The organism is Paenibacillus sp. FSL H8-0260, from assembly GCF_045040625.1.
Lineage (GTDB): Bacteria > Bacillota > Bacilli > Paenibacillales > Paenibacillaceae > Paenibacillus_AQ > Paenibacillus_AQ odorifer.
On sequence record NZ_CP150298.1, the window covers coordinates 5,510,019 to 5,534,124 of the forward strand.

At 45.6% G+C, this 24,106-nt stretch carries 14 protein-coding genes and 1 other annotated feature; of the genes, 1 reads left to right on the forward strand and 13 read right to left on the reverse strand.

Translation table 11 applies throughout. The features are described from left to right. Positions 1–61: 61 nt before the first annotated feature. On the reverse strand, positions 62–1,300 hold the full coding sequence (locus MHI51_RS24570) for an SPOR domain-containing protein (RefSeq protein WP_076194477.1): 1,239 nt from the start codon (positions 1,298–1,300) through the stop codon (positions 62–64). A 216-nt stretch (positions 1,301–1,516) separates the two neighbouring features. Between MHI51_RS24570 and MHI51_RS24575 the strand changes: the two genes are divergently transcribed. Continuing rightward, positions 1,517–2,503: a diaminopimelate dehydrogenase gene (locus MHI51_RS24575; protein WP_076218580.1), complete on the forward strand. Its 987-nt coding sequence runs from the start codon at positions 1,517–1,519 to the stop codon at positions 2,501–2,503. Positions 2,504–2,595: 92 nt separating this feature from the next. Here the strand turns inward: MHI51_RS24575 and MHI51_RS24580 are convergent, their stop codons facing one another. The 12 genes from MHI51_RS24580 to cobA form a co-directional block, all read right to left on the reverse strand. Then, positions 2,596–3,783 (reverse strand): glycosyltransferase, encoded by a 1,188-nt coding sequence (locus MHI51_RS24580; protein ID WP_076218581.1) that lies wholly within the window; start codon positions 3,781–3,783, stop codon positions 2,596–2,598. Between the two features lie 336 nt (positions 3,784–4,119). Further along, positions 4,120–5,292, reverse strand: a complete 1,173-nt coding sequence (locus tag MHI51_RS24585) for a GGDEF domain-containing protein (protein WP_143761943.1) — start codon at positions 5,290–5,292, stop codon at positions 4,120–4,122. Positions 5,293–5,310: 18 nt separating this feature from the next. Further along, the gene (locus tag MHI51_RS24590; protein ID WP_405173318.1) at positions 5,311–6,477 is read right to left on the reverse strand and encodes a diguanylate cyclase domain-containing protein; all 1,167 of its coding nucleotides are present in this window, start codon (positions 6,475–6,477) and stop codon (positions 5,311–5,313) included. Positions 6,478–6,659: 182 nt separating this feature from the next. Next, a complete protein-coding gene (locus tag MHI51_RS24595) occupies positions 6,660–10,382 on the reverse strand; it encodes an immunoglobulin-like domain-containing protein (protein ID WP_405173319.1) in 3,723 nt (1,240 codons plus the stop codon). Positions 10,383–10,620: 238 nt separating this feature from the next. Next, positions 10,621–11,997, reverse strand: coding sequence for a UDP-N-acetylmuramate--L-alanine ligase (murC, locus tag MHI51_RS24600; RefSeq protein WP_036685137.1), 1,377 nt, complete (start codon positions 11,995–11,997; stop codon positions 10,621–10,623). Positions 11,998–12,003: 6 nt separating this feature from the next. Further along, positions 12,004–13,380 carry a folylpolyglutamate synthase/dihydrofolate synthase family protein gene (locus MHI51_RS24605; protein ID WP_076219616.1) on the reverse strand — a complete coding sequence of 459 codons (1,377 nt, stop codon included), beginning with the start codon at positions 13,378–13,380 and terminating at the stop codon, positions 12,004–12,006. 5 nt (positions 13,381–13,385) lie between these two features. After that, entirely contained in the window at positions 13,386–16,085 is a 2,700-nt protein-coding gene (locus MHI51_RS24610; RefSeq protein ID WP_076219617.1) for a valine--tRNA ligase, read from the reverse strand. Between the two features lie 103 nt (positions 16,086–16,188). After that, positions 16,189–16,472 (reverse strand) — a binding site (T-box leader). A 194-nt stretch (positions 16,473–16,666) separates the two neighbouring features. Next, positions 16,667–18,034: a LysM peptidoglycan-binding domain-containing protein gene (locus tag MHI51_RS24615; protein ID WP_405173320.1), complete on the reverse strand. Its 1,368-nt coding sequence runs from the start codon at positions 18,032–18,034 to the stop codon at positions 16,667–16,669. A gap of 331 nt (positions 18,035–18,365) precedes the next feature. Next, the gene (locus MHI51_RS24620) at positions 18,366–19,301 is read right to left on the reverse strand and encodes an RluA family pseudouridine synthase (protein ID WP_256717565.1); all 936 of its coding nucleotides are present in this window, start codon (positions 19,299–19,301) and stop codon (positions 18,366–18,368) included. Beyond that, the gene (gene hemL / locus MHI51_RS24625) at positions 19,298–20,599 is read right to left on the reverse strand and encodes a glutamate-1-semialdehyde 2,1-aminomutase (RefSeq protein ID WP_370511266.1); all 1,302 of its coding nucleotides are present in this window, start codon (positions 20,597–20,599) and stop codon (positions 19,298–19,300) included. Before hemL ends, MHI51_RS24620 begins: the two co-directional genes overlap by 4 nt. 82 nt (positions 20,600–20,681) lie before the next feature. Next, positions 20,682–21,680, reverse strand: a complete 999-nt coding sequence (hemB, locus tag MHI51_RS24630; protein WP_076129402.1) for a porphobilinogen synthase — start codon at positions 21,678–21,680, stop codon at positions 20,682–20,684. An 875-nt stretch (positions 21,681–22,555) separates the two neighbouring features. Further along, positions 22,556–24,103 (reverse strand): uroporphyrinogen-III C-methyltransferase, encoded by a 1,548-nt coding sequence (gene cobA / locus MHI51_RS24635; protein ID WP_076219621.1) that lies wholly within the window; start codon positions 24,101–24,103, stop codon positions 22,556–22,558. Positions 24,104–24,106 lie beyond the last annotated feature (3 nt).

A 24,106-nucleotide genomic window follows, 5' to 3' on the forward strand; every position in this document is an offset into this window, starting at 1 on the left:
AACAACAAGCCCCCAACTCCCCGGAGACTTGCTGTTATTTTGAATCCGCAAATCCAAGCATTCAATTCATAGCAGACAGCAGCTGTTTTTGGCTGGTCAAGAAGCTCAGCATGGATTCCTGCACTTCCCAAAGCAGGGCTTGCGCCTTGTTCTTGTTATATTCACTCAGTGCTGAAATTCCTTGGCTCATAGATTTTTCTAGCGCTGCGCAAATGCTTTTGGCTTCAGGCGTTATGCCTTGCTCCAGAGCTTTAACAGCTTCACTCCATTGGAGATGAAGATCACTCACAGCTGAGGTATTAGCTGCCGCATCCGTTTGTCCGCCACTGAGTAAAGAAGCGGATTGACTGCTTAGTTCACTGAGCAACTGTCCACTCACCGCAAAATAACTATTCACAGCCTCCGCATTTCCGGCAAATCCTAATCGTTCCACTCCGGGAAGATCCACCTCTCTTACATAAAGCTCAATCCCTTGATTCTTCAGTCCACTGCTGAGCAGCTTAGCTTGTTCACGGTCAGAGGACATTCCGGCATATACACGATTTCCGTCAGCAGGGTCCAAGCCCGCAGCCAAGCCAGCGTCCAACAGCTCTTGTCTAGCTTGTTCCGCGCCTGCCGGCGTACTGAATACGCCATACTGCAGCAGGTAGTAGCTTTGCGCAGCCACTTGAACAGGAATACTGTTTTTGCCGGCATCATCTGTGCCCGTAACCGGCAATCCCGAGGTTCCTACACCTGCTGGATCATTAGCTCCGGAAGTCTGCCCTGAAGTAGCCAATGTATCTGTTATCCCGGTTCCTGAACTACTGTCCATGTTTCCTCCATAAAAAAAGGAAAGCGCCGCATACCCAAGCAGTAGACCTGTGCCGATGGCCCCCACCACAGACAGGGATAATTTCCACCAATACGATGGGCGACGAGTATGATATGAGCCCCCATAACCTCCCGTATAAACCTCTGCTGATTTATCTCTGTCATCCAGTACCAAATCTGAGAGCAGATACGATTGCTGCGTATTTCTGAAATCTCTATCCTGTTCGTCCCATTCTTGCTGGCGTGGATCTACAGTTCCTGAGTAATAGTCGTAAGCATCCTCCGGTGGTGCCTCACGCGTAGAGCGTAGATCAGGTTCTTGCACCCAAGTATGCTGCTGTGCTGGACCGACCTCCTTGCGCAGCTCCTCTGCATATTCTTCAGCTGTACCCAGTCCGCCACTGGACCAGCGCTCCACTACCTGCGGTTTTGGCTTAGGCTCGTCCTTATTCACGTCAAATCGGAATGTCATTCTTCCGTTATTCAACAGTAACACCTCACCTCATCTAATCTATATGGAAATATATGATAGACAATAGAGAGATATGCTATTTTTATAGCCAAATGAATAATGAAAGTTATACGGATTCAGTTTACATTACATGTAACTTTTATATACTATATAAAAAGAGCTAAAAGTGTGCACTATACTAGTTAAGCTAGAAATAGGATTTTAGTTCATTACAGTTTAGGAGGGCTTTTTCTGAAACAAAAAATTCAAGCAGCAATTGTGGGCTACGGTAATTTAGGAAAAGGTGTACGTAAGGCTATTAACCAAAGTGAAGATATCGAGCTGGTTGCGATCTTTACGCGCAGAGAGCCTGGACAACTGGAAGCCGGTGAAACCGGTGTGAAATTCGAGCATATCTCTGCCGTCGAACAATATAAGGGAAAAGTAGATGTTATGATTCTGTGCGGAGGATCGGCTACCGATCTGCCAGAACAGACACCAGCTATTGCCCGGATGTTTAATACCGTGGACAGCTTTGACACTCATGCCAAAATCCCTGAGTTCTTTGCGACCGTTGATGCCGCAGCTAAACAAGGCGGAACACTCAGCGTAATTTCTACGGGCTGGGATCCAGGCCTGTTCTCCATGAACCGTCTGCTAGCTGAAGCTATTCTTCCACAAGGTAAAGAATATACTTTCTGGGGTAAAGGCGTCAGCCAAGGTCACTCTGATGCCATTCGCAGAGTAGAAGGCGTTAAAGGCGGCGTACAGTATACTGTTCCAGTACAAGAGGTTATCGAGGCCATCCGTGCGGGTGAAACACCAGAACTTACTACTCGTGAAAAACATCTTAGAGAGTGTTTTGTAGTAGCTGAGGCAGGTGCAGATCAAGAGCGCATTTGCGAAGAAATTGTGAATATGCCGAACTATTTTGCAGATTATGATACTACGGTTACTTTCATCACTGAAGAAGAACTGGCAGCTCAGCATAGCGGTATTCCGCACGGCGGGTTTGTTATTCGCAGTGGGGTAACAGGAGAAGGCACGAAACAAATTGTTGAATTCGGCCTGAAGCTGGAAAGCAATCCTGAATTTACAGCTAGTGTGCTTGTGGCTTATGCCAGAGCTGCTCAGCGTATGAGTCAAGAAGGTCAAAACGGAGCGCGTACTGTTTTCGATATTCCACTTGGGATGTTGTCTCCAAAATCACCAGAAGAACTGCGCCGCAACTTGCTCTAAAATCCTGTCAACAAATAACCCGCGTAGGACTTTTAATGGTCCTCGCGGGTTATTTGTTGTCCAGAGCAGCAAGCCTCATGTCTGACAACCCTCTATACAAGACTAAGAATCTTACTCTTAACATGATTCATTTCGTAATTTTTCAACAAAGTCTCATGCGCACGATCCGCAATAATGGCGCCAAGCTCAGGATTTTTCAGTAAATTCAATACACTTCCAACAATCTCAACCGAGGTATTAGCCAACAAAATATTTCGGTTATGCTCACAATTCAGCTTCTCACACATGATAGAGCTAGTAACCACCGGCGTTTTGAGCGCCCAGGATTCCAGTATATTTCTAGAAACTTCGCAGCCTTCAAGGATAGGCACCAAAACAGCTTTAGAACGTCGTATGTATTCAGCGGAGGAATTAACTGGTCCAGTGACTATGACCGATTCATCTTCCTTAATCAAAGTCATGACCTCCGGGTGAACCTCTGAGCTGATAATATAACTTTTGATATCGGGCACTTGCTCCTTAATCATGGGATAGGTTTTTTTAAAGAATACTCGGGCTGCATCTATTCCCAGTCTCATATTCATATTCCAGTGCAGCACAATTAAATTTTCTTTAGTCACAGGCTCTGCAAAAGTCTCATACTCATTCATCTTGATGAAGTGAGGGACAACATGAACCTTACGGGCATCAGCAAATGATAGAGATTTGAACGCTAGTGCATCCCATTCCGAGGTTGCTAAAAGTAGACCCGTTTTATTCATTAATCGCCGTTTATTCCTACGATCCCATGCAGCATTGAGTTTATTATACGGATTATTCCTGCTTAACTTCCCAGTCTCTCCGGCAGATCCTCCGCTTCCGTTTGCAAAACTATAGGTATCTGTGATCACACTGGCTTCTGGAAGCAGGTTCCGCACCATATCAATACATTTTCCCAGTAGGACATGCGATATAAATACATGCTTATAATTATTTGAACGGCAAAGCTCCAAAATAGTGTTTTTCATATCTTTATCTATATGACTTAAATTTGAGAAATTCCGCAATTTATGTAAGGGGCGCAGCATTGGCCTCCAGGTCGTATAATCTTCATTAATGTTATGAACCGTAAGTGCCGTCCGCTCCTTTATAGACACGGTTTGATTGGCACTACCGTACGTCAGCAAATCTATATCAAATTTCCCAAGCAAAATCTCGAGAATACTCCCTGTTCTCATTTCTCCTTCTAGATCCTCTGCGGTTTGATTCTGGGCTGATAGGAACAGCATTCTTTCTCGCATGACTCTGGCTCCTTGTATTTTGTAATAAAAACCCCCATCTACTAACTGAAACTTTAGATGCAGTTCAATAGTAACTCATTTCACTTAAAAGTTTTGTCGATTTATAGGAGAAGTCTAAAATTTTTTAAGTTTTTTTCTGAGTTTCCAGAAATCCATCACGATTTCCCCTTATAAAACGCCGCCTTTTCTGAAAAATAGACTCAAAACCCCTTTTTCACGGCATACATAATCATGAATTGCTCAATTTATAGAGTTTGAAACGTTAGGTAATATGTACTACGCCTCTTTGCATACAAAAAAAGCGTCTCCCTCGCTTATTGTCGAATGGAAGACACTTTAGATGTCGTAGCTTCTAACTACACAGTTCCGGCCCTTTTTCTTAGCCTGATACAATGCAGTGTCACTAAGTTTGTAAAGAGTGTTCAATGAGTATCGTTCACCTGAATCCACCGTGATGATGCCAACACTTATCGTGTAATGCAAGGGTACACCATGAATGACCGCCCCTGTAACGGCTGTGCGCATCCGCTCTGCAATCATATCACTGTTTTGTTCATCGGCTCTATGCAGCAGCACAGTGAACTCCTCACCACCGAATCTTCCGAACAGATCACCATTGCCAAGCTGCTGTTTTATTTTATGAGCCAGATCCTTTAGAACGTGGTCGCCGGTATTGTGGCCGTAGGTATCGTTTATGCGTTTAAAGTGATCCACATCCAGCAGTAAAAAAGAATACGGCAGCTTCTTCATTGCTGAGGCAGCTATTAAAGGCCGGGCGCGCTGTACAAAGGATCTGCGATTCAAAATACCTGTCAACACATCATAAGTGGCCACCCGTTCCAATTCTGTAAAGGAATCCTCCCTATAAAGCAGCATGATGCCTGCAGTTCCTAAGAACATAAGCAAATAAATCCCCAGATAAAAAAATATCTGCAGCCAGTGAGAGGTCTGAGCATTCCATCCTAACATCAAATAAAACGGTTCAAGTCCCTTGCTAACCAGCGCTAAAATTACAACAAAGTACAACAATCCTATGGTTCGCTGGAGAGAGGTTTCTCTAATCTTCACAGCTAATATGTAAGCAGGCAAAGCTATGATCATAATCCCAAATAGACAAGTTGCAGCCATAACGAACCGCTCATCTGGCATAATTAAATGCAGTAGCACTATGATGACAATGGATACTCCGAACAGGATCGTATAATATCGTTCAATCCTACTCCCAAAAACTCTGAGAAGCATCAGAAGCGCTAAGCTTTCCAGCGTACCTCCAGCTAGAGCAAGCAGCATACTGATAGGAATGGGAAGTCGTGAGTCTGTGAAATCATTCAGCAAAAGGAGAATTAAAGCTGCCAGCTGCAAATATTTTGCCGTGACAAAGAAGGTAGAAGTCCGTTCCTGCGCGTAACGCAAACGATAGACGACAATAAGCAATACCGTAAAGGATTGCCACATAAAGAGGCAGACCAGCAGTGTCTTGAGATCCAGATGCATGTTAGTGAATTTCACCCCCTGTATTCTCCAAGCTCAATAAATATAATTGTATCTGACCACTCGGTTTCTTCCTTCTTGTTTGGCTTGGTATAACGCTTTATCACTCAGCTTGTACAACTTATTTATCCAGATCTCCTGATCCGGCATGATTGTAATTACACCTATACTAACTGTATAGCCTTGTAAGAGTTTTTGTGGAGGTGTCTTCATTACTGCCTTTCGTAACACTTCAGCTTTCCGGTCACAGCTAGCTTCATCCAGCCCGCAAAGGATAACTGCAAATTCCTCGCCGCCAAGCCTGCCGAATAAATCGCTGTTTTCGAGGTTGTCCTTAATCGTCAATGCGAATTCTTCCAGAACCACATCGCCGGTATCATGGCCGTATGTATCATTGATTTCTTTGAAATGATCCAAATCCAGCAGCATAAACGAAAAGTACTCTTGCTCAGCAACTGCCTTCTCAAGCCGTACCTCAGCTTCCTCAAGAAATGCTCCACGGTTAAGGATTCCAGTCAGATCATCGTAGCTAGCGATTCGTTTCAGTTTTACAAAGGAATGCTCGTTAGAAAGTAGAATAAAGCCTGCGGCTCCCACAATCAACAATAAATACATCCCCAGGTAATATAAATACTGCGAAAGATTAGTTGTGAACACGTTCATCTCTGGCTCCCAGATCAATGCAACAATCGCGCGGAGCAGCATAATCCCTGCAAAAGCGTAAAACAATATTCCGAGTATCTTCTGAAGAGGGGTGCCTTTGGGGTTCGCCGTGAGGTGGTAAGCTGGATAGACAATAAACAGTATCGACCATAATGAGGTACAGGCTATGCGCCAGCTGGAATGATGAAAGAAGATCGCTACAATACTAAAAGTAATCGAACTAAGTATGGAAAGCGTTATGTAATACAACTTTATCCGCTGACCAAGGATTCCCATCATCAGCAATAAAGCAATAATCTCCAGACAGCAGCCTAAAAGAATCAAAGCGTTGCTAAGTGGAATGGATAAAGCGCGGGGGATATGACCCCATAATAATAATGAACACCAGAAGAGCAGCTGCACAGCCTTTGAGCGTATGAATAAGGTGGATGCCCTGTCTTTAGGAGCGCTCCTCCGGTAATTGGTTATCAGCAGCAATATAAATAGATTTCCAAAAATAAATAAATACACTAACGTTTTGATATCAAGCTGGGAGTCCATGAGTCACCACCTACACGGAAAAATTGATCCTCTACTGACAGCACTATAGCACTCAATGGCTAGTTCAGCAAATACCCTATTTATTTCATTTTTTAGAATGTACATACACCGCTTAAGTATACAAAAAAGCACTTCCCCCTGCACGGAGCTCGGGGGAAGTGCTTTTGTATCTCTATTTCAATTTACATTTTTAAAAATGCGTCATCTAACCATTGAATACGTTTGGTTAACCAATTTATAAAATAATCCACCTCTGAATCATACGTAATCCGATCTTGCCAACCATCGGGGTTAGGCCATATGTCCATTCCCAGAACTGGCCATTTCTCAAAATTATATCTCTGAGAAAGTTCTAGTGTTGAGCTAGTTTGATTAATTAAACTAAACATAGCAGGTAGTTGATTACCTTTGATCTCTGTCCATCGTTCTTTTACACGTTGAACAAATTTCGGATCTTCGAAAAATCTGGATATCCACTCTGCATTTTTAATATAAAATTGTTCAGGGTCGTCACAATCAGCATAGTTTATATTTCCCCCACCAATGTCAAAATCCCAGAGCGGCCCCATTGATAGTTTTCCGCCTTTGTCTTTGTAGAAATAAACACTAGTTCCAAAAGCAGCATCTGCATTCTTAAAAATCTCATTGATTAAGTACCAATCGATGACAGAATCAACATCAAAATACTTATTATATCCCGTTGATATATCCGTAAAATGATCACTGTACAATGCTTTTTCAGCTTCCTCAAAATAAGTACTGATATAACTTAATTGTTGTGAATTAATCTTATTTGATTTTGGCTTTTTTATGGCAAAAACATTTTCACCAGCGATTCGTGTTGTCTGAAAATAGTTATCATCTACATCCAATCTATTTAACCAGTCTTTCTCAATCAAATATCCACCAGTTATCGACTCTTCAGATGTATCATTTGCACTCAGTTTATTAATATTTAAACGTGATTTTGATATATCTATTTTTTCCCCTATGAGATAATTCCCTAGGTATTCTCCATTTAGGAATAGATCTACATACCTCATTCTTGGGCTATACTTCATACCTATCATTTCGCCAAGATTATATGCCGTATAATTTCGCAAGAGTGTCTTATCCGCATAATTAGCAATAAGTACCCAATCTTCATCTTTTGGCATATTTAGGACGGGAGCTGAATTCGTTATAGAAACTGCATATGATTTTTTAGGCATATTCCAAGAACTGTTTCCTCTGCCCTTAATCGTGATAGCGCCATCGTACAATCCTACTCCATAGGTTTGAGTGCTTCCATCAACGATCTTCATAGCTGCGTCAATTTTATTTTCTTTATCAAGAATTGCCTGGTTAGCCTCCGTGGTAATAATTACTGCTGGCAATCCCGACTCTAATACTTCCACAATGAGCAGATAGCTATTTACTTCTTTTCCTTCTTCAGTAACAGTTATCTCCTGTTTAGATTGGAGTTTAACTGCTTGACCTTCAGTTATTGGTATCCCATCAATAGCTAAGGTTCCGTTCGTAGTAACGAAGTTAATAATCCCATCTTCAAGCTTTGTTGACCTTGGTACAAGCAAATTAACCTGCCCCTTGGAGTTGTCAATAGAAGCTTTATATCCATTGTATACAAAACTCTTCAGGGAACCCTCAAGTTTTGCTTTTACAGTGACGTTGAAAACTTTAGATGTCAAAACCTCTTCTTTGGTTATCGTAGCGGTTAATGTAACCGTTGCGTCAGGTTCTCCAAACTCTGGTCTTGTCACTTTACCCTTGGCAGAGATCACATTAGTATTATCTGAGTGCCAAATAATCAAAGTATTATTTAATCCTTTTGTAGGTAAATAAACATCTCCGGTTACTGAACTTGTATCTCCTAAATCCAAGGCTTCTTTAGCGGCAAGAAGATCACTTGAAATAGTGTCAAACCGAATGGATTTTACGATAATCACAAAATCTTTTGTGACTTGAATGTTACCTTTTGTAAGCGTCGCGTTCAAGACAACATCCCTATCCACTGATTCTAACCTGTAAATATGACCACTCTCGCTAACAATCTCTGGATTTTGAGAGGTCCAGACAATACTAATACCATCCTGGGTCATAGTTGGCAAAATCAAATTCTGCGTAACCTGACTAGTATCTCCTAAGGTGAATACCAGCTTTGCCTCCTGTAAGGCAAGACGATCATCTTCATCCACTTCTACTTGTTGTTTAGCTTTAATAATCACTTCAAACTGCTTGTTAACTGAAAATCCCCCTTTGACTATCGTAGCCGTTAATAAAACGCTAACATCAGGTTCTCCTAACCCAGGACGACTGATAGTACCGTTAGCTTGTAAAACTTCAGGATTAGAAGAATTCCACGATATAGTAGTTTCATTTAAGCCTTTAGAGGGTAATACTAAATTGCTCATGACATTTTCTGAGTCAATTTCAAGTAACAATGCTGATTTAGCTTGTAAAACATCCTCTTCATCTGGATCAACAATACTTTCTGACCCTCCTCCACTACCACTACCACTACCACTACCACTACCACTACCACTATCGCTACCACCACCACTGGCTCCGCCCACTACAGCGCCAGTATTAAGTTGCGTATTTTTCAGGGTTGGGGTTATACCCTCTAGCAATTCCAGTTTCTTCGGTGTAAACTCAAATGATACATTATTAACTTCGACCTTCGCATAATCTATCTCGCCTTCACCAGATAAATTAATTCCTGCTTTGATAAGCATCTTCGAAATTGTAGTACCTTTATCAAGAATAAGAATATAAGGAAGTTTATTAGGAGAGCTTAAGGGATTAATAACTTCTAAATGATCTATATTTCCGTTAGTAAAATTCACTCTCGTATTAACTGAAGCTAGCTCGACCTTTTTATAATTTCCAGCCAACTTGATTAAATGATCTGCTGCATTGTTTACAACCTTGATATTATCAATGTTTCCATTATCGGACTGTATAATTGCCCCACTGTAAAGCTCTCCACTAGGGATATGTGTACTCCCTGTAGTCAAAACTCTAACCTTACCGTTTTGTTTTGCAACCGACAGTTTACCCTCTACAGTAGAATCATTGAGCTTAATGCTGTTTTCTCCACCGCCCCGTACATATATATCCCCTTTAATAGTTACGTGATCCAAAGTAACATCACCTGCACCAATTCCTTCAACAAGATACAGATCACCCTGAATTGTCGTATTACTAAATGTAACGTTAGGGGTATTCACCACTACGTTATTTTTGTACATCGTGCTATAAGTTCCTTCTTTTGTAATTATTTCTCCGGATATATTATTTAATATCGTCAGTGCCTCTGCAAAGGTAACTTGGTCACCTGGTCTTAAGGTTTTATCAGGAAAACCAGAGAGAAATCCTTTATTTACAGCATATGTAAGATTGTCATAGGCATAGGGAGCAATTTTTTTATAATCCACAAATTTTTTAAGCGAATTCTGATCTGCTTCACTATACTGAAAATCAAACGCTTTACTGATTAATGTCATCGCTTCTTGACGTGTTACTTTTTGTTCCGCTCCAGCCTCTAACTGACCTTTTGAATTCATAATGCCTTTTAAATATCCAGCATTAACAGCTTTCTCAACATCCTTTTGATACCACGCATTAATAGGGATGTCCACAAATTCAGTAGATGTTGTATCTTCATAACCAAAAACATTGTTTATCAATGCAATTAATTCTCCACGTGTGACTCGCTGATCAGGTGAAATCGAGATATTCTCATTAATATCTAGCAATCCCTTTTCATTCCATGTGGCGATGGTTTGAGCTGCCCAGTGTTGTCTTTCAACAGTGTTTTTTGCTAATGCTGGCATTGAATACGTAAAAATAAGTAATAAACAAAGCATACCTATAAAATATTTGTGTTTCTTTGGGGCTATCATTCTGTATTCTCCTTTTCCTTATATCATTACTATTACTATACAAGACTATTGGTATATACTATAGGTTTTTTTTACCATATTAAATAAGTACATATTCTTTTCATACATATAAATATAAGTAAAAAAGCACCCCCCCAAAAGCCCTATCCAGATAAACATGTAGATTATCTGATGGAACCTCGGGGGAAGTGCTATGGTCAAGAGAATATGAATATTCTCGTGTAGGCCTGTGTTTGTATTAACGCTTCTTCAAGCCGTCCGCCAATGCGTATCCAACCTTCCAGATATCGCCTGCGCCCATCGTAATCACTAGGTCACCTGGGGCAATACGAGGTTTCAGATCAGCAAGCACATCTTCTTTGGTTGGCAGATGTCTTGCACCAGCGTTACTGTTCTGCACAATAAGCTCAACCAGCTTCGCAGATGTAACCCCCTCAATCTGCTTCTCACCTGCCGGAGAGTAGATGTCGGTGATGATCACCTCATCTGCTTCGCTAAAGGCACGGCTGAAGGCATCTAGCAGGAAGAACGTACGTGTATACCGCTGAGGCTGGAATACGGCAATAATCCGTTTCCCCGTTGCCTTAGCAGCACTGATTGTCGCCTGAATTTCAGTTGGGTGATGCGCATAATCATCGATGACCAGAATGTCATCGACTTCTCCGAGCACTTGAAAACGGCGCTTCGCACCATGGAATTTCACGATCGCTTCAGCGATTTTTTCAAAAGAGATTCCTGACTTCAAACAAGCGATAACCGCAGCCATTGAATTATACAGATTGTACTGGCCTGGCACGGATAGTTCAATTTGTCCCAATACTACGCCATTATGGTTCATCGTATACGAAACCTGACGGTCGCCAAGAACGATGTCTGTGGCAATATAATCTGCAGTCTTCGACTTGATGCCGTAAGTAATCACCTTACCTGACACTTCAGGCAATAAAGAAATCACGTTCTCGTCATCTGCACACACAATCGCAGTGCCGTCTTCACGGGTCTGGTTCATAAACTGTACATAAGCAGCCTTGAGACGGTTAAAATCTCCGCCGTAATTCTCCAAGTGATCTGCTTCCACATTCGTGACAATTCCAAGCCAAGGGTGATAGTGCAAGAAAGAGCCATCACTCTCATCCGCTTCCGCCACTACATAATCGCCTTGTCCTGCCTTTGCATTCGTACCGACGTTCATAATCTCTCCGCCGATAATATACGTAGGATCAACTTCACACTCTTCCATTACAAGTGCGATCATAGAGGATGTAGTTGTTTTACCATGCGCTCCGGCAACGGCTACCCCTTTACGTTCGTTCAATAAACGGGCTAACATTTGTGAGCGGTGCAGAATTGGAATCTTAAGACGCTCTGCTTCTACCCATTCCACATTATCGCTGGACAAAGCCGTTGAGTACACGACCAGATCCGCACCTTTTACTTGTTCTGCTGTATGCCCAATATAAATCTTGGCACCTTTAGCAATCAATTTATCCGTCAATTCTTGGGCAGCCACATCGGAGCCCGTAACCGTATATCCCATTTCTAGCATTACTCGGGCAATCGCGCTCATACCGTAGCCGCCGATCCCTATAAAATGCACACGTTCAGTAGTATCCAACAGTCGTCACCAGCCTTTTTCAGTATCGGGTTGCTGCAAAAGTGTACCGCGCACGTCAGAAATCAAATACAGCGTACCAGATACGACGGCAAGGTCATCCTCCGCTGTAATCGACTTCAGTTGTTGCAGCGCTTTTCCCCAATTATGTTCTACTATGATTACCAAGTTTTCCTTGGCATATTTATCCCGCAGACTTTCTGCGATAACCTGCAGATTCTCCGCGTCCATTTTGTTCTGGAAATCCGGTTCGGTCAGGATGAGCGTATCCACTATAGGCAGTATATGCTTAAAGTAGGATTCATGATGCTTATTTGCCATCATTCCCATAAGTAAATTTAATTTACCGTATTTATAGAGCTGTGGCAGGCTTTTGGCAAGGCTCTCCGCGCCTTCCGGATTATGTGCTCCATCCAGTACGATCCTCGGAGATTTACTTACCTCTTCCAGCCTTCCAGCCCAAAATGCATGACGCAATCCTTCCAGAACATCTTCATCCTCTAACATGAACGCCATATACTGGCGCAAAACTTCAAGAACCATCATGGCTCCCGCCGCATTGCTAATCTGGTGTTCGCCTTTCATCACAATCCCAAGTTCAAGCGAACGGAAGGGACCCTTAAAGTTAAAGGTCTGCACATCCCCATGGATTCCAGTAGCTTCATAGCTAAAATCTTCTCCGGCAAGATAAAGAGTAGAGCGGCAAGCCGCCGCTTTCTCCTTGAGTACAGCCACGACTTCCGGTTGATTTACGCAGCTAACAACAGGTACACCGGGTTTGATAATTCCGGCTTTCTCCATTGCAACCTTCTCAAGTGTATCTCCCAGAATATCCATATGGTCATGGCCGACATTTGTAATCACCGACACGATCGGAGTAACGATGTTCGTTACATCCAGCCTTCCCCCAAGCCCAGTCTCCCATACGACAACATCCGGACAAGAAACACCCGCAAAAAATAGAATGGCCACAGCTGTAGTTACCTCAAACATCGTTGGTGAGCCAAATTCCGTTTCTGCAATCTCATCTACCAAAGGACGAAGGGTATTCACTAGCTCAAGAAGAGTTTCTTCAGGAATGTCCGTATTATTATATTGGAACCTGTTCGTGAACTTCGTAATATACGGAGACGTGAAGGTGCCGACAGAATAGCCGCTTTGCAAAAGTGCGCTTGTCAAAAAAGCACAGGTGGAGCCTTTGCCGTTGGTACCCGCCACATGAATAAATTTCAGCCGACGGTGCGGGTTTCCCAGCTTGTCCATCAACATCTCAATTCTGTCTAAACCTGGCCGGATTCCAAAAGGAATCAGGCCCTTGATCCAGTTAACCGCTTCGGTATATGTCGCAAGAGGGGCGGTGCTCCCGCCCCGATTTAGGTCATCCATGTCTCTTATCCTCTCAGCTCTGCTATGCGGGCAAGTACTTTCTCACGTTTGGCAGAATAATCTGCCTGCTTCGCCTGCTCCTCTTCGATAACTTTTGCGGGAGCTTTGGCCACGAAGCCCTGATTGCTCAACTTTTTCTCTACGCGTTCTACTTCGCTGTTCAGCGTCTGCACTTCTTTTTCCAGACGAGCGATTTCTTGTTCAATATCAATCAGCCCCGACAAAGGCAGAAGCAGTTCCGCTCCCGTTACTACAGCGGACATTACCTTGTCTGGCGTTTCCGGATTCAGGCCAGCTTCGAAAGAAGAGGTATTGCAGAAACGTCCGATGTAGTTGTCGTTACGAGTAATGATGCTCAGCGTTTCCTCATTGCTCGCTTTAATAATCAAATCAACCTTTTTGCTCATCGGTACATTTACTTCAGCACGGATATTACGAACTGCCCGGATTACATCCATCAGCAGGTTCATTTCCGCTACCGCTTGCGGGTTCTCCAGAGCAGCATCATACTCAGGCCAAGCAGCCAAAGTAATTGTCTCTCCTTCATGCGGCAGATGCTGCCAGATTTCCTCCGAAATAAACGGCATAAACGGATGGATCAAGCGCATGGTGCGGTCGAGTACATAAGCAAGTACGGACTGTGTCTTCGCTTTGGCTGCGGCATCCGTTCCGTAAAGCGACAGCTTCGCGAACTCAATATACCAGTCACACAAATCGTCCCAAATGAAGTTGTACAGCTGGCGGCCGGTCTCGCCGAACTCGTACGAGTCAATTAGACGCGTAATTTCACGAGAAGTTTCGTTCAGGCGGTGTAAAATCCAACGGTCAGCCGTAGTTAGCTCACCAGTAATGTCAATATTCTCGAAGCTAACTCCTTCAAGATTCATGAGGGCGAAGCGTGACGCATTCCAGATCTTATTAGCGAAATTACGCGCCTGCTCTACCTTTTCCCAGCGGAAGCGTAAATCCTGACCCGCTGTGCTGCCGGTAGAAATCATATAACGCATAGCATCTGCGCCATACTTCTCGATAACCTCAAGCGGATCTACACCGTTTCCGAGTGATTTGGACATTTTTTGTCCTTCAGCATCCCGTACCAAACCATGCATCAATACGTCCGAGAATGGTTTCTCTCCGGTGAATTCCAGTGCCGAGAAGATCATCCGCGCTACCCAGAAATAAATAATATCGTAGCCCGTTACGAGCACATCGTTCGGATAGTAACGTTTGAAATCTGCACTGTCTTCATTCGGCCAGCCTAGGGTTGCAAACGGCCAGAGGTTGGAGCTAAACCAAGTATCCAGAACATCCTCGTCCTGTTTCAGGTCGGTTAAGCCGCTGATCCGGCGCGCTTCTTCCTCGTCATTCGCCACAACCAGCTCACCGGTAGATTCAGAATACCAAGCCGGAATACGATGCCCCCACCAAAGCTGACGGGAAATACACCAGTCGCGTACGTTTTCAATCCAGTTCAGGTAGGTTCTCTCGAACCGTTCAGGTACAAAGTTAACCCCATTACCATCCTTCTGTGCATTGATGGCAGCTTCGGCGAGGGGCTGCATCTTCACGAACCATTGTGTGGACAGGTAAGGCTCAACAACCGCTCCTGAACGTTCACTGTGTCCAACTTGATGCACATGATCTTCAATAGAGATCAGAACGCCTTGCTCCTTCAGATCCGCCGTGATGGCCTTACGGCATTCACTCCGGTCTTGACCTTTGTAAGGTCCTGCTTCTTCGTTCATCGTACCGCTCTCATCCATTACGTTGATCTGCGGCAAATTGTGCCGTTGACCTACCTCGAAGTCATTTGGATCATGAGCTGGCGTGATCTTAACCGCACCGCTACCAAACTCTTTATCTACATACTCGTCAGCGATAATTGGAATCTCCCGGCCGATAATCGGCAGGATCAGCGTTTTACCAATCAGATCTTTATAACGATCATCCTCAGGATGAACAGCAACTGCCGTATCACCCAACATCGTCTCCGGACGTGTGGTCGCTACAGTGATATGTCCACTGCCATCTTTAAGGGGGTAACGCAGGTGGTACAGATGACCGTTAACTTCCTTATATTCAACCTCGATATCCGACAACGCCGTACGAGCCGCCGGGTCCCAGTTGATGATACGTTTACCGCGATAGATCAAGCCTTTATTATAAAGCTTAACAAATACCTCGCGAACTCCCTTAGACAAACCCTCATCGAGGGTAAAACGCTCGCGGGAGTAGTCAAGGGAAAGTCCCATTTTTGCCCACTGCTCATGAATGGTGTTCGCGTATTTGTCTTTCCAATCCCACACCTGCTCCAGGAACTTCTCACGTCCGAGGTCATGTCTGGAAATCCCCTGCTCGCGCAGCTTCTGCTCTACCTTCGTTTGTGTTGCAATACCTGCGTGGTCCGTACCTGGCAACCAAAGCGTATCGAAGCCCTGCATCCGTTTAGTACGAATCAGGATATCCTGTAATGTGAAATCGAGCGCATGCCCGATGTGCAGCATTCCCGTTACGTTTGGCGGCGGGATCACAATACTATAGGCTTTAGCATCCGGACGCTGGCCTGCGCGGAAATATCCGCCCTCTGTCCAGTAGGAATACCATTTCTGTTCTGCTGCCTTCGGATCATACGTTGTTGGCATCTCGTTTTTAGATTCATTCGTAGCGGCAGCATCTGCCGCTGTTAGATGGTTTTGGTCAGCCATTCTCTGATACCTCCACTAGTTTACTTGTAGTTGCTTATAGTTGTTAATAAAGTTGCTGTATAGAGCGCACAGGTCTCTGAAAAAAACAAAAAGACCCCTCGTCTCAAAGGACGAAAGGTCATTCTTTCGCGGTACCACCTTTGTTTCGCGCCAATGAAAAATAAAACTACACTTCTTACCCTACGGATTCAGAAGCTTAGCGCGACACTCGTACAGATAACGGCTGCTACCGGCCACAACCTAACTTATCCTTCACAAATATGAAGATAAGCTCAGAAGGGCGACTCCGGGGCGACTTCGGGGGCTGTTTCCTACGGAATGTCACAGCACTTGCAATTCCGCTCTCTGAAGGGCTGACCGCCTACTCTTCCCGTTCCCAGTCTTTACTTAGATATTGCTTACTCCATAATACATTTTGAGCCCCCCCTAGTCAACCTGGATACGCCTTTGCAGCGGGACTTTAGGCTGAATTTCGACTTATTTCTTCTGAAGCATCCCTTCCAACAAAGAAACAGCAAAAATCCCGATCCTAATACCTGATCGGGATTCACCTATTCATGTGTGTACGCATCACGATTCGATTACGGGATGTACAACACTTGACCTTCCTCTACACTCTGCCCGGATAAGCGATTATACATTACCAGCTCCCGCGCACTTAGCTGATACTTCTCTGCTATGGTATCCAGTGTTTCTTCACGCTGCACAATACACAGCCGAACTTTGCGGAACATGTTAGCTCCATCCGCGCTGGCAATGAATCTGCTCTTCCATTCCGTATTATTGCCAACCTCTGGAACGTCCACTGCTGCAGATGTGTTTGCATCCAACTGCAGAGCTTCCTGCTCTTTACGGACACGACTGGAGCTTAGTAAAGAGGAGAAGGTGAGATGTTCTTTTTCCGGAATTTCTGCTTCTTTTTTGCTGCCCAAGGCGATCTTAAGATCTTGTTTCTCCTCATGAGAAGCCACACTCTCTTGTGAAACAAAAACTTCGTTCGCATTCTCATTAATCGGCGCAGTATTCTCTTCTTGCTTAGGAAGCGCATTATTAGCCTCATTTTCAGAAGCGAACACAGGGATATCCTGAATTGCATCTGCACTAACGGCTGGAACAGCGGTCTCTCTAGGAGTAAAATATTCCTCTGCCGACTGTTGGTTCTCTTCGCTCACATAGCTTGCTTGATTCAGCTGAGACACCTCAACCTCTTTGTTCTGGGCCTCGGCTTTAAACCAGTAATCGGATAAACCCGCTTTAGCATCCTCAACTTGGGACTCCAGACTATGTGTCCGTGCTTTAGCTCCCTTGTCCTTCTCCTGACCGGATGAGAAATTGACTACAGGGGACGTATGAGCGGCTCCACTTGAGACTAATGATTCTTCTGCTTCCTGTTCATTCGCTTCGGCATGCTCATGTTCTTCTACAGCAACCTGTGAGGCATCCTCACCAAAGGTCCACTGAGAATTTTCATAAAGTGCATCATTTTCCTGTTCTTGTAGCTCCGTAGTAGCTTCTACCCTGTCATCATTCACAGGAGAATAGGCGACTGTATACTCCTCTTGCTGCCAGGCTGGTTGAGGTTGAGGGTCCGCACCACCGATCCCCCGCAGCGATAATACGCCTGTTATATTCACAGTGCGCATCGTGAGCAGATCGATATCAAAATTCTCAATCTCTACCCCAATATCTTCAATCGAGCTGACGCGTGTAAGCGGAACAGTGATTTCCACGGGAATGGCATGCTCCAGACGTTGTGTTCGGTCATCTTCACTCCGGTAAAGCCCGGTAAGCAACAGCTGACCATATAACTCGGCACGATCCTCCCGCTGAATCACCTGAATTTCCGGAAGTAGTTCAACCTCCTCCAGCTCAGCTATTCCCGGAAGCTCTTCCGAAAGGTGAATGCGTTCGTAAATATCAAACCGCAAGCCGTGGGACTGATCAAACACGGGATATGTCCTCCTTCTTGGCATAATCTAACCCTGAGACAGGCCCAGAGCATAAGCCCAAAATGTTACTCCCCACATGTATATGCTTCAAACAGAGAGGCATGACAACTTTGGTAGTACTAACCGGACAGGATGCTAATAAATTTCATGAATTTAAGAGCTCACCAAACCTTCAGCCTGCTGATAGATGCACTACTTCGTAAGAACAAAGTATTATATGCTGCTTTTATTAATAAGACATGGATAGATGTTTTTTTTCTGAAAAAATAGAAAAAGAACAGCAGAACCAGCTTTTGCTGATTCTACTGTTCCTTAGCCACTTACGTATCTGTCAGGGTGCTTCAGACAGCAGCTCTCGCAGCTGCAGCATATCCTCCGGCCACGGATCGCTGACTTCCAGCTGTTCTCCGCTCCAAGGATGGCGGAAGGACAATGCCTCGCCATGCAGGGCATGGCGGCCGGCAGCGCTGGAAGCCCAAACCGGACCGCCATATAGTTCATCCCCATACAAGGGATGACCCATATGGCTGAGATGAACGCGAATCTGATGCGTCCGTCCAGTCTCCAGCTGCACATGCACCAGGCTTCCGCCATGCAGTGCCTCGCGCTCGATGATTCGCGTCACGGCAGATTGTCCGCCGGGCGAGACCCGTCTGCGCGCAGCGTGATGCCGATCGCGCCCAATCGGGGCATCGATCACCTTAAGCGCAGGCGGCACGATGCCTTCAACGATCGCGGCGTAGTGCCGCGAGATGCTTTTTTCACGCATATTCTCGTCCAGGACTAACTGTGCGAACTCATTTTTCGCATACATCACCGGACCCGTTGTATCTTTGTCCAAGCGGTGAATATGGCGCACAGCCACATTTTCGCCGGAAGTGATATAATGCGCAGCTACGAGGTGATCCAGAGTTACACCTGTTCCACTGCCATCGGGATGTACCGCCAGCCCAGCTGGTTTATGAGCTACCAGGCAAAAATCATCCTCATACAGCACCTCAAGCTCTTCCCATATCGGTTCAAGCCCCGCTTCACGATCGGGAAAAAGCGCCAGCCGAAGCCGGTCGCCTTTCCACTGAATGCCTCCCTCGCGGCGTAACCGCAGATGAAGTTTCTCGGGCATGCCTACAGTTTCTAACAGCCACTTGTCAATCGTTGCCTGCGTATCCTCGGCTCCAGTAATGATTTTGCCGGGTGTTACCTCCAGCCACTCTCCACGCCGGGTCCAAGCGCCACCACCGGTTCTTTCTCCGGCTCCGATGCTCAAAGGGCCTTCAGGGCATTATAATGGCCCTCAATGGTATCATCAATATCTTGTTCACTATGTGCAGCCGATATGAACATCCCCTCAAACTGTGAAGGTGGCACACTGATGCCTTGGTTTACCATATGACCAAAATAACGACGGAAAAGATCCGTGTCACTGGACTTAGCCGTTTCAAAATTGATTACAGGTCCTTCAGTAAAGAATGGGCAAACCATCGATCCCACCCGGTTGATAGTGAGCGGAATGCCAGTCTCAATTGAATTCTTTTTCAAACCCGCTTCCAGACGTGCACCCAATTGTTCCAGACGATCATATACTTCCGGGGTCAACAGCTTGAGCGTAGTATATCCGGCTGCCATCGCCAATGGATTACCACTAAGTGTGCCCGCCTGATAAATCGGTCCAGTAGGAGCGATTTGCTCCATGATCTCTCTTTTGCCGCCATAAGCACCCACTGGAAGTCCGCCGCCGATAACTTTGCCAAAACAAGTAATATCCGGAGTAATCCCGAACAAGCCTTGAGCACAGCCACGATTAACACGGAAGCCTGTCATAACCTCATCAAAAATAAGCAGCGAACCATTGTCAGAAGTTAATTTACGAAGCCCTTCCAGGAAGCCTGGAAGCGGTGGAACCACGCCCATGTTGCCGGCAATCGGCTCTACGATCACTGCGGCAATCTCATTGCCAAAACGTTCGAAAGCAATCTGAGTGGACTCCAAATCATTGTAAGGAACCGTAATGGTATTCATTGCAACGCCTTCTGGGACACCCGGGCTATCCGGCAAGCCCAATGTAGCTACACCAGAGCCAGCCTTAATAAGCAGACTATCGGCGTGACCGTGGTAGGAGCCTTCGAACTTCAAGATTTTGCTGCGCCCAGTGTAACCACGTGCCAAACGAATCGCGCTCATCGTAGCTTCCGTTCCAGAGTTAACCATGCGTACGATATCTACAGATGCCACTCGTTCAACAACGGTTTTTGCCATTTCCGTTTCCAGTAGCGTTGGAGCGCCAAAGCTTGTCCCTTTTACCGCTGTCTCCTGCAATGCCTTCACAACCTCAGGATGCGCATGACCCATAATCAGTGGACCCCATGAGAGCACATAGTCGATAAAGCTGTTGCCGTCGATATCAAAAATACGCGAACCTATCCCATGATCCACATAAATCGGAGTCAGACCTACGGATTTAAACGCCCGTACAGGGCTGTTCACCCCGCCGGGAATATATTGTTTTGCTTCATCAAAAGCCTTCCGGGACGCTTCCTCTTTACGCGCCATTGGCACATTACTCATGTATCTTCACTCCTATTCTCTTCTTGGTTACACAAGCTTGTACAAACATTTATTAGCTGCCGCGATGTCGGTGTGATGAAGATTAGCCGCGCAGCCAGCGGGCTGCATCTTTTGCAAAATAAGTAATAATAATGTCCGCACCAGCACGTTTCATGCCCGTCAGCATTTCCAGCACAACGGCTTGCTCGTCGATCCAGCCTTGCAGTGCCGCTGCTTTTACCATGGAATATTCTCCACTCACATTATAAGCCACCAAAGGAAGATCAAACTGATCACGAATCGTACGAATCACATCTAGGTAAGCCAGAGCTGGCTTCACCATTAACATATCCGCGCCTTCCAGCACATCGGATTCTGCTTCACGGAGTGCTTCGCGCAGATTGGCAGGGTCCATTTGATATGTTTTGCGATTCCCGAACTGTGGTGCTGAATCCGCTGCTTCGCGGAAAGGGCCATAAAACGCCGAAGCATATTTGACCGAATACGACATAATCGGCACATGCTCAAAGCCGTTCTCATCAAGTCCCGCACGAATTGCGTGAACAAATCCATCCATCATGTTGGAAGGGGCGATAATATCTGCTCCAGCTTTTGCTTGGGATACCGCCGTACGAGTCAAAAGCTCCAGCGAGGCATCGTTGATAACATCGCCATGGACCACACCATTCACCGTATGCGTATGCACCATTCCACAATGTCCGTGATCCGTAAATTCACAAAGGCAGGTATCTGCAACGACCAACAGCTCTGGGTACCACTGCTTGATCAAGCGAGTAGCCTCTTGCACAATTCCATCCTCTGCAAAACCGGAAGAACCGATAGCATCCTTCGTCTCAGGAATCCCGAACAACAATACTGCCGGGATGCCTAGTGCGGCAATCTCGTCCACTTCTGCTTTTAACGTATCCAGCGAAAAATGATACACACCCGGCATCGAGCTAATCTCATTCTTCACACCTGTTCCATAAGTCACAAAAATAGGCTGTACCATATCCAGCACATTCAGTATCGTCTCCCGAACCATGCCACGAATTCCAGCAGAACCGCGCAAACGACGGTGACGTGTAATTGGAAAGCTCATTTGTTCATCCTCCTGAAAAATAAAATATAAAACCAAATTATGTGTCTGGCAGCAAACTACAACTAGCCACAGCCAAGTCTAAATTAGCCGCAACCAAACCGCCGACCACAGGCTAACTACGTATAGTTGTAGTTTGTGCAACTATCTCGATGTTTTGTCCTAATTGTAAGCTTTAGTTGCATTCTCTACAGTTATTTATTACAAAAGTGCGAAGATTCCTCATTTAGCGGATATTTAATTGCACATACTACAACTAAACTCGACTTTAGCTGATATATAGAAAATTTAATTGTATGAAGTACAACTAAACCTAAACCTCAAGCAGATCTGCTCACATTAACCTACTGCATATTCTCTACATACCTGTTAGTTTACAACCAAATATTATCCTCCGAACTCCATAAGTCACTACGTTCGGAGTTCAATTTATATGTTACTTGAAGGTAGCGATGTGGCACTTTTGAGCGTAGATATAACGGCGAGTAAACCAACAAATGTTAGTTAGTAAAAGTAACCGCGAACTCATTAATAACTACCAACTCACGTGTAACCACGAACTATTTAGTAACTACGAACAAACTCTAAACTCACATGTAACCCCAACTATTTAGTAACCACGAACTCACATGTAACTACGAACTATTTAATAACTACCAACTCACGTGTAACCACGAACTATTTAGTAACTATGAACAAACTCTAGCCTGTAATCTAACTAAATATAAGCTGAGCGCTATATTTCTAAGCAGGCACTGCCTTTCTCCGTAGAACATCTCCCCGCGGAGTAATCAGCTTCTACCTTCCCACCAGAAAGTAAGCTAAGTATGCTAAACTCACCAGTAAACTATTGCTTTGTTCTATCCTCGATCCGACCGCTACTGCAGCTGAGTCTCCGCATTCCAGCGGCAGAGCTCCTGCACCAAACCATCTATGGTTGCCTCTTCAGACAAGAGACCCGGTGTCAGTCCCGCGTCTACCGCAGTCTGCTCCGTTAACGGACCGATGCAGGCGATTTTCACATTTGCAAGCAGCGGGAGCGGATCTTCAAGCCCCAACCGTTTCAGGATGTGTAAGAAATTACGCACGGTTGACGAGCTGGTGAAGGTTACCGCGTGAACGCGACCTTCCTCTAGCAGCTTCAGCAGCTCGACGTCATCCTCACCCGTGACAACCGTTTCATAAGTATCCACGTCTGTCACCTGAAGGCCAAGCTCTCTCAGCTTGTCCGGCAGCCAGTCCCGCGCCAGATCGCCGCGCGGCAATAGCACGTTCTGTCCCGGCAGCAGCTGGGGACCGAACGTCTCAATCAGACCTTCCGCCTGAAACTTCGCCGGAAGTTCCTCAGCAATCACCCCGCGCTGCGCCAGCGCGGCGGCTGTGCCTGGCCCCACCGCTGCAATACGCGCGCGGTGTAGCCCGCGAATGTCCGCCCCCAGCTCCGCCAAGTGGCGCCAAAAAAACTCCACGCCGTTCGGGCTAGTGAAGAATACCCAGTCGTACGATTCCAGCGCGCCAAACGCCGCAGCAATCTTCGCCTTCTTCTCTGCCCCTTCCGGCATGATCGTCTCGATCACCGGGAACTCGTAGGGTTCCCCGCCGAGTTCTTCAATTCTATCCACCAGCTCGCTTGCTTGGCTGCGAGCCCGTGTCACCACGATGCGTTTGCCGAATAACGGCATCGCCTCGACCCACTTCAGCTGCTCACGCTGCAGCACCACGTCGCCGACGACGATGACTGCCGGCGGCTGAAAATCCGCCGCCTTCACCTTCGCCTCAATATCGGCGAGGGTTCCCGTCAGCGTCTCCTGATCCGCGCGGGTGCCCCAGCGCACAAGTGCCACTGGTGTTTCTGGCGGCCGTCCGTGCTTGATCAGCTGAGCGCTGATATAACCTATTTTAGCTACGCCCATCAGAAACACTAACGTTCCCGTGGCGTTCGTTACTTTATCCCAATGTATGGAATGATCCAGTTTATCCGGACTCTCATGCCCGGTGATAATCGACAGGGAAGAGGCATGATCGCGGTGCGTAACAGGTATACCCGCATAGGCAGGTACACTGATCGCTGACGTGATGCCCGGTACGATTTCGTAATAGATCCCATTTTTGCGCAGCAGCTCCGCTTCTTCACCCACCCGGCCAAAAATCGTAGGGTCCCCACCCTTAAGCCGCACCACTGTTTTCCCCTGTAAAGCCAAATCAACTAACAATTGATTAATCTCTTCCTGCTTCATCGTGTGGCGATCCGGCAGCTTGCCTACATAAATCTTCTCCCCGCCGGGTTTCATGCATTTCAGCAATCTAGGACTTGCCAAGCGATCATACACCAGTACGTCGCTTTTTTGGATACACTCGAGGCCTTTCACAGTAATCAGCTTTGCGTCCCCGGGACCTGCACCTACCAAATAAACCTTCCCCGTCAATCC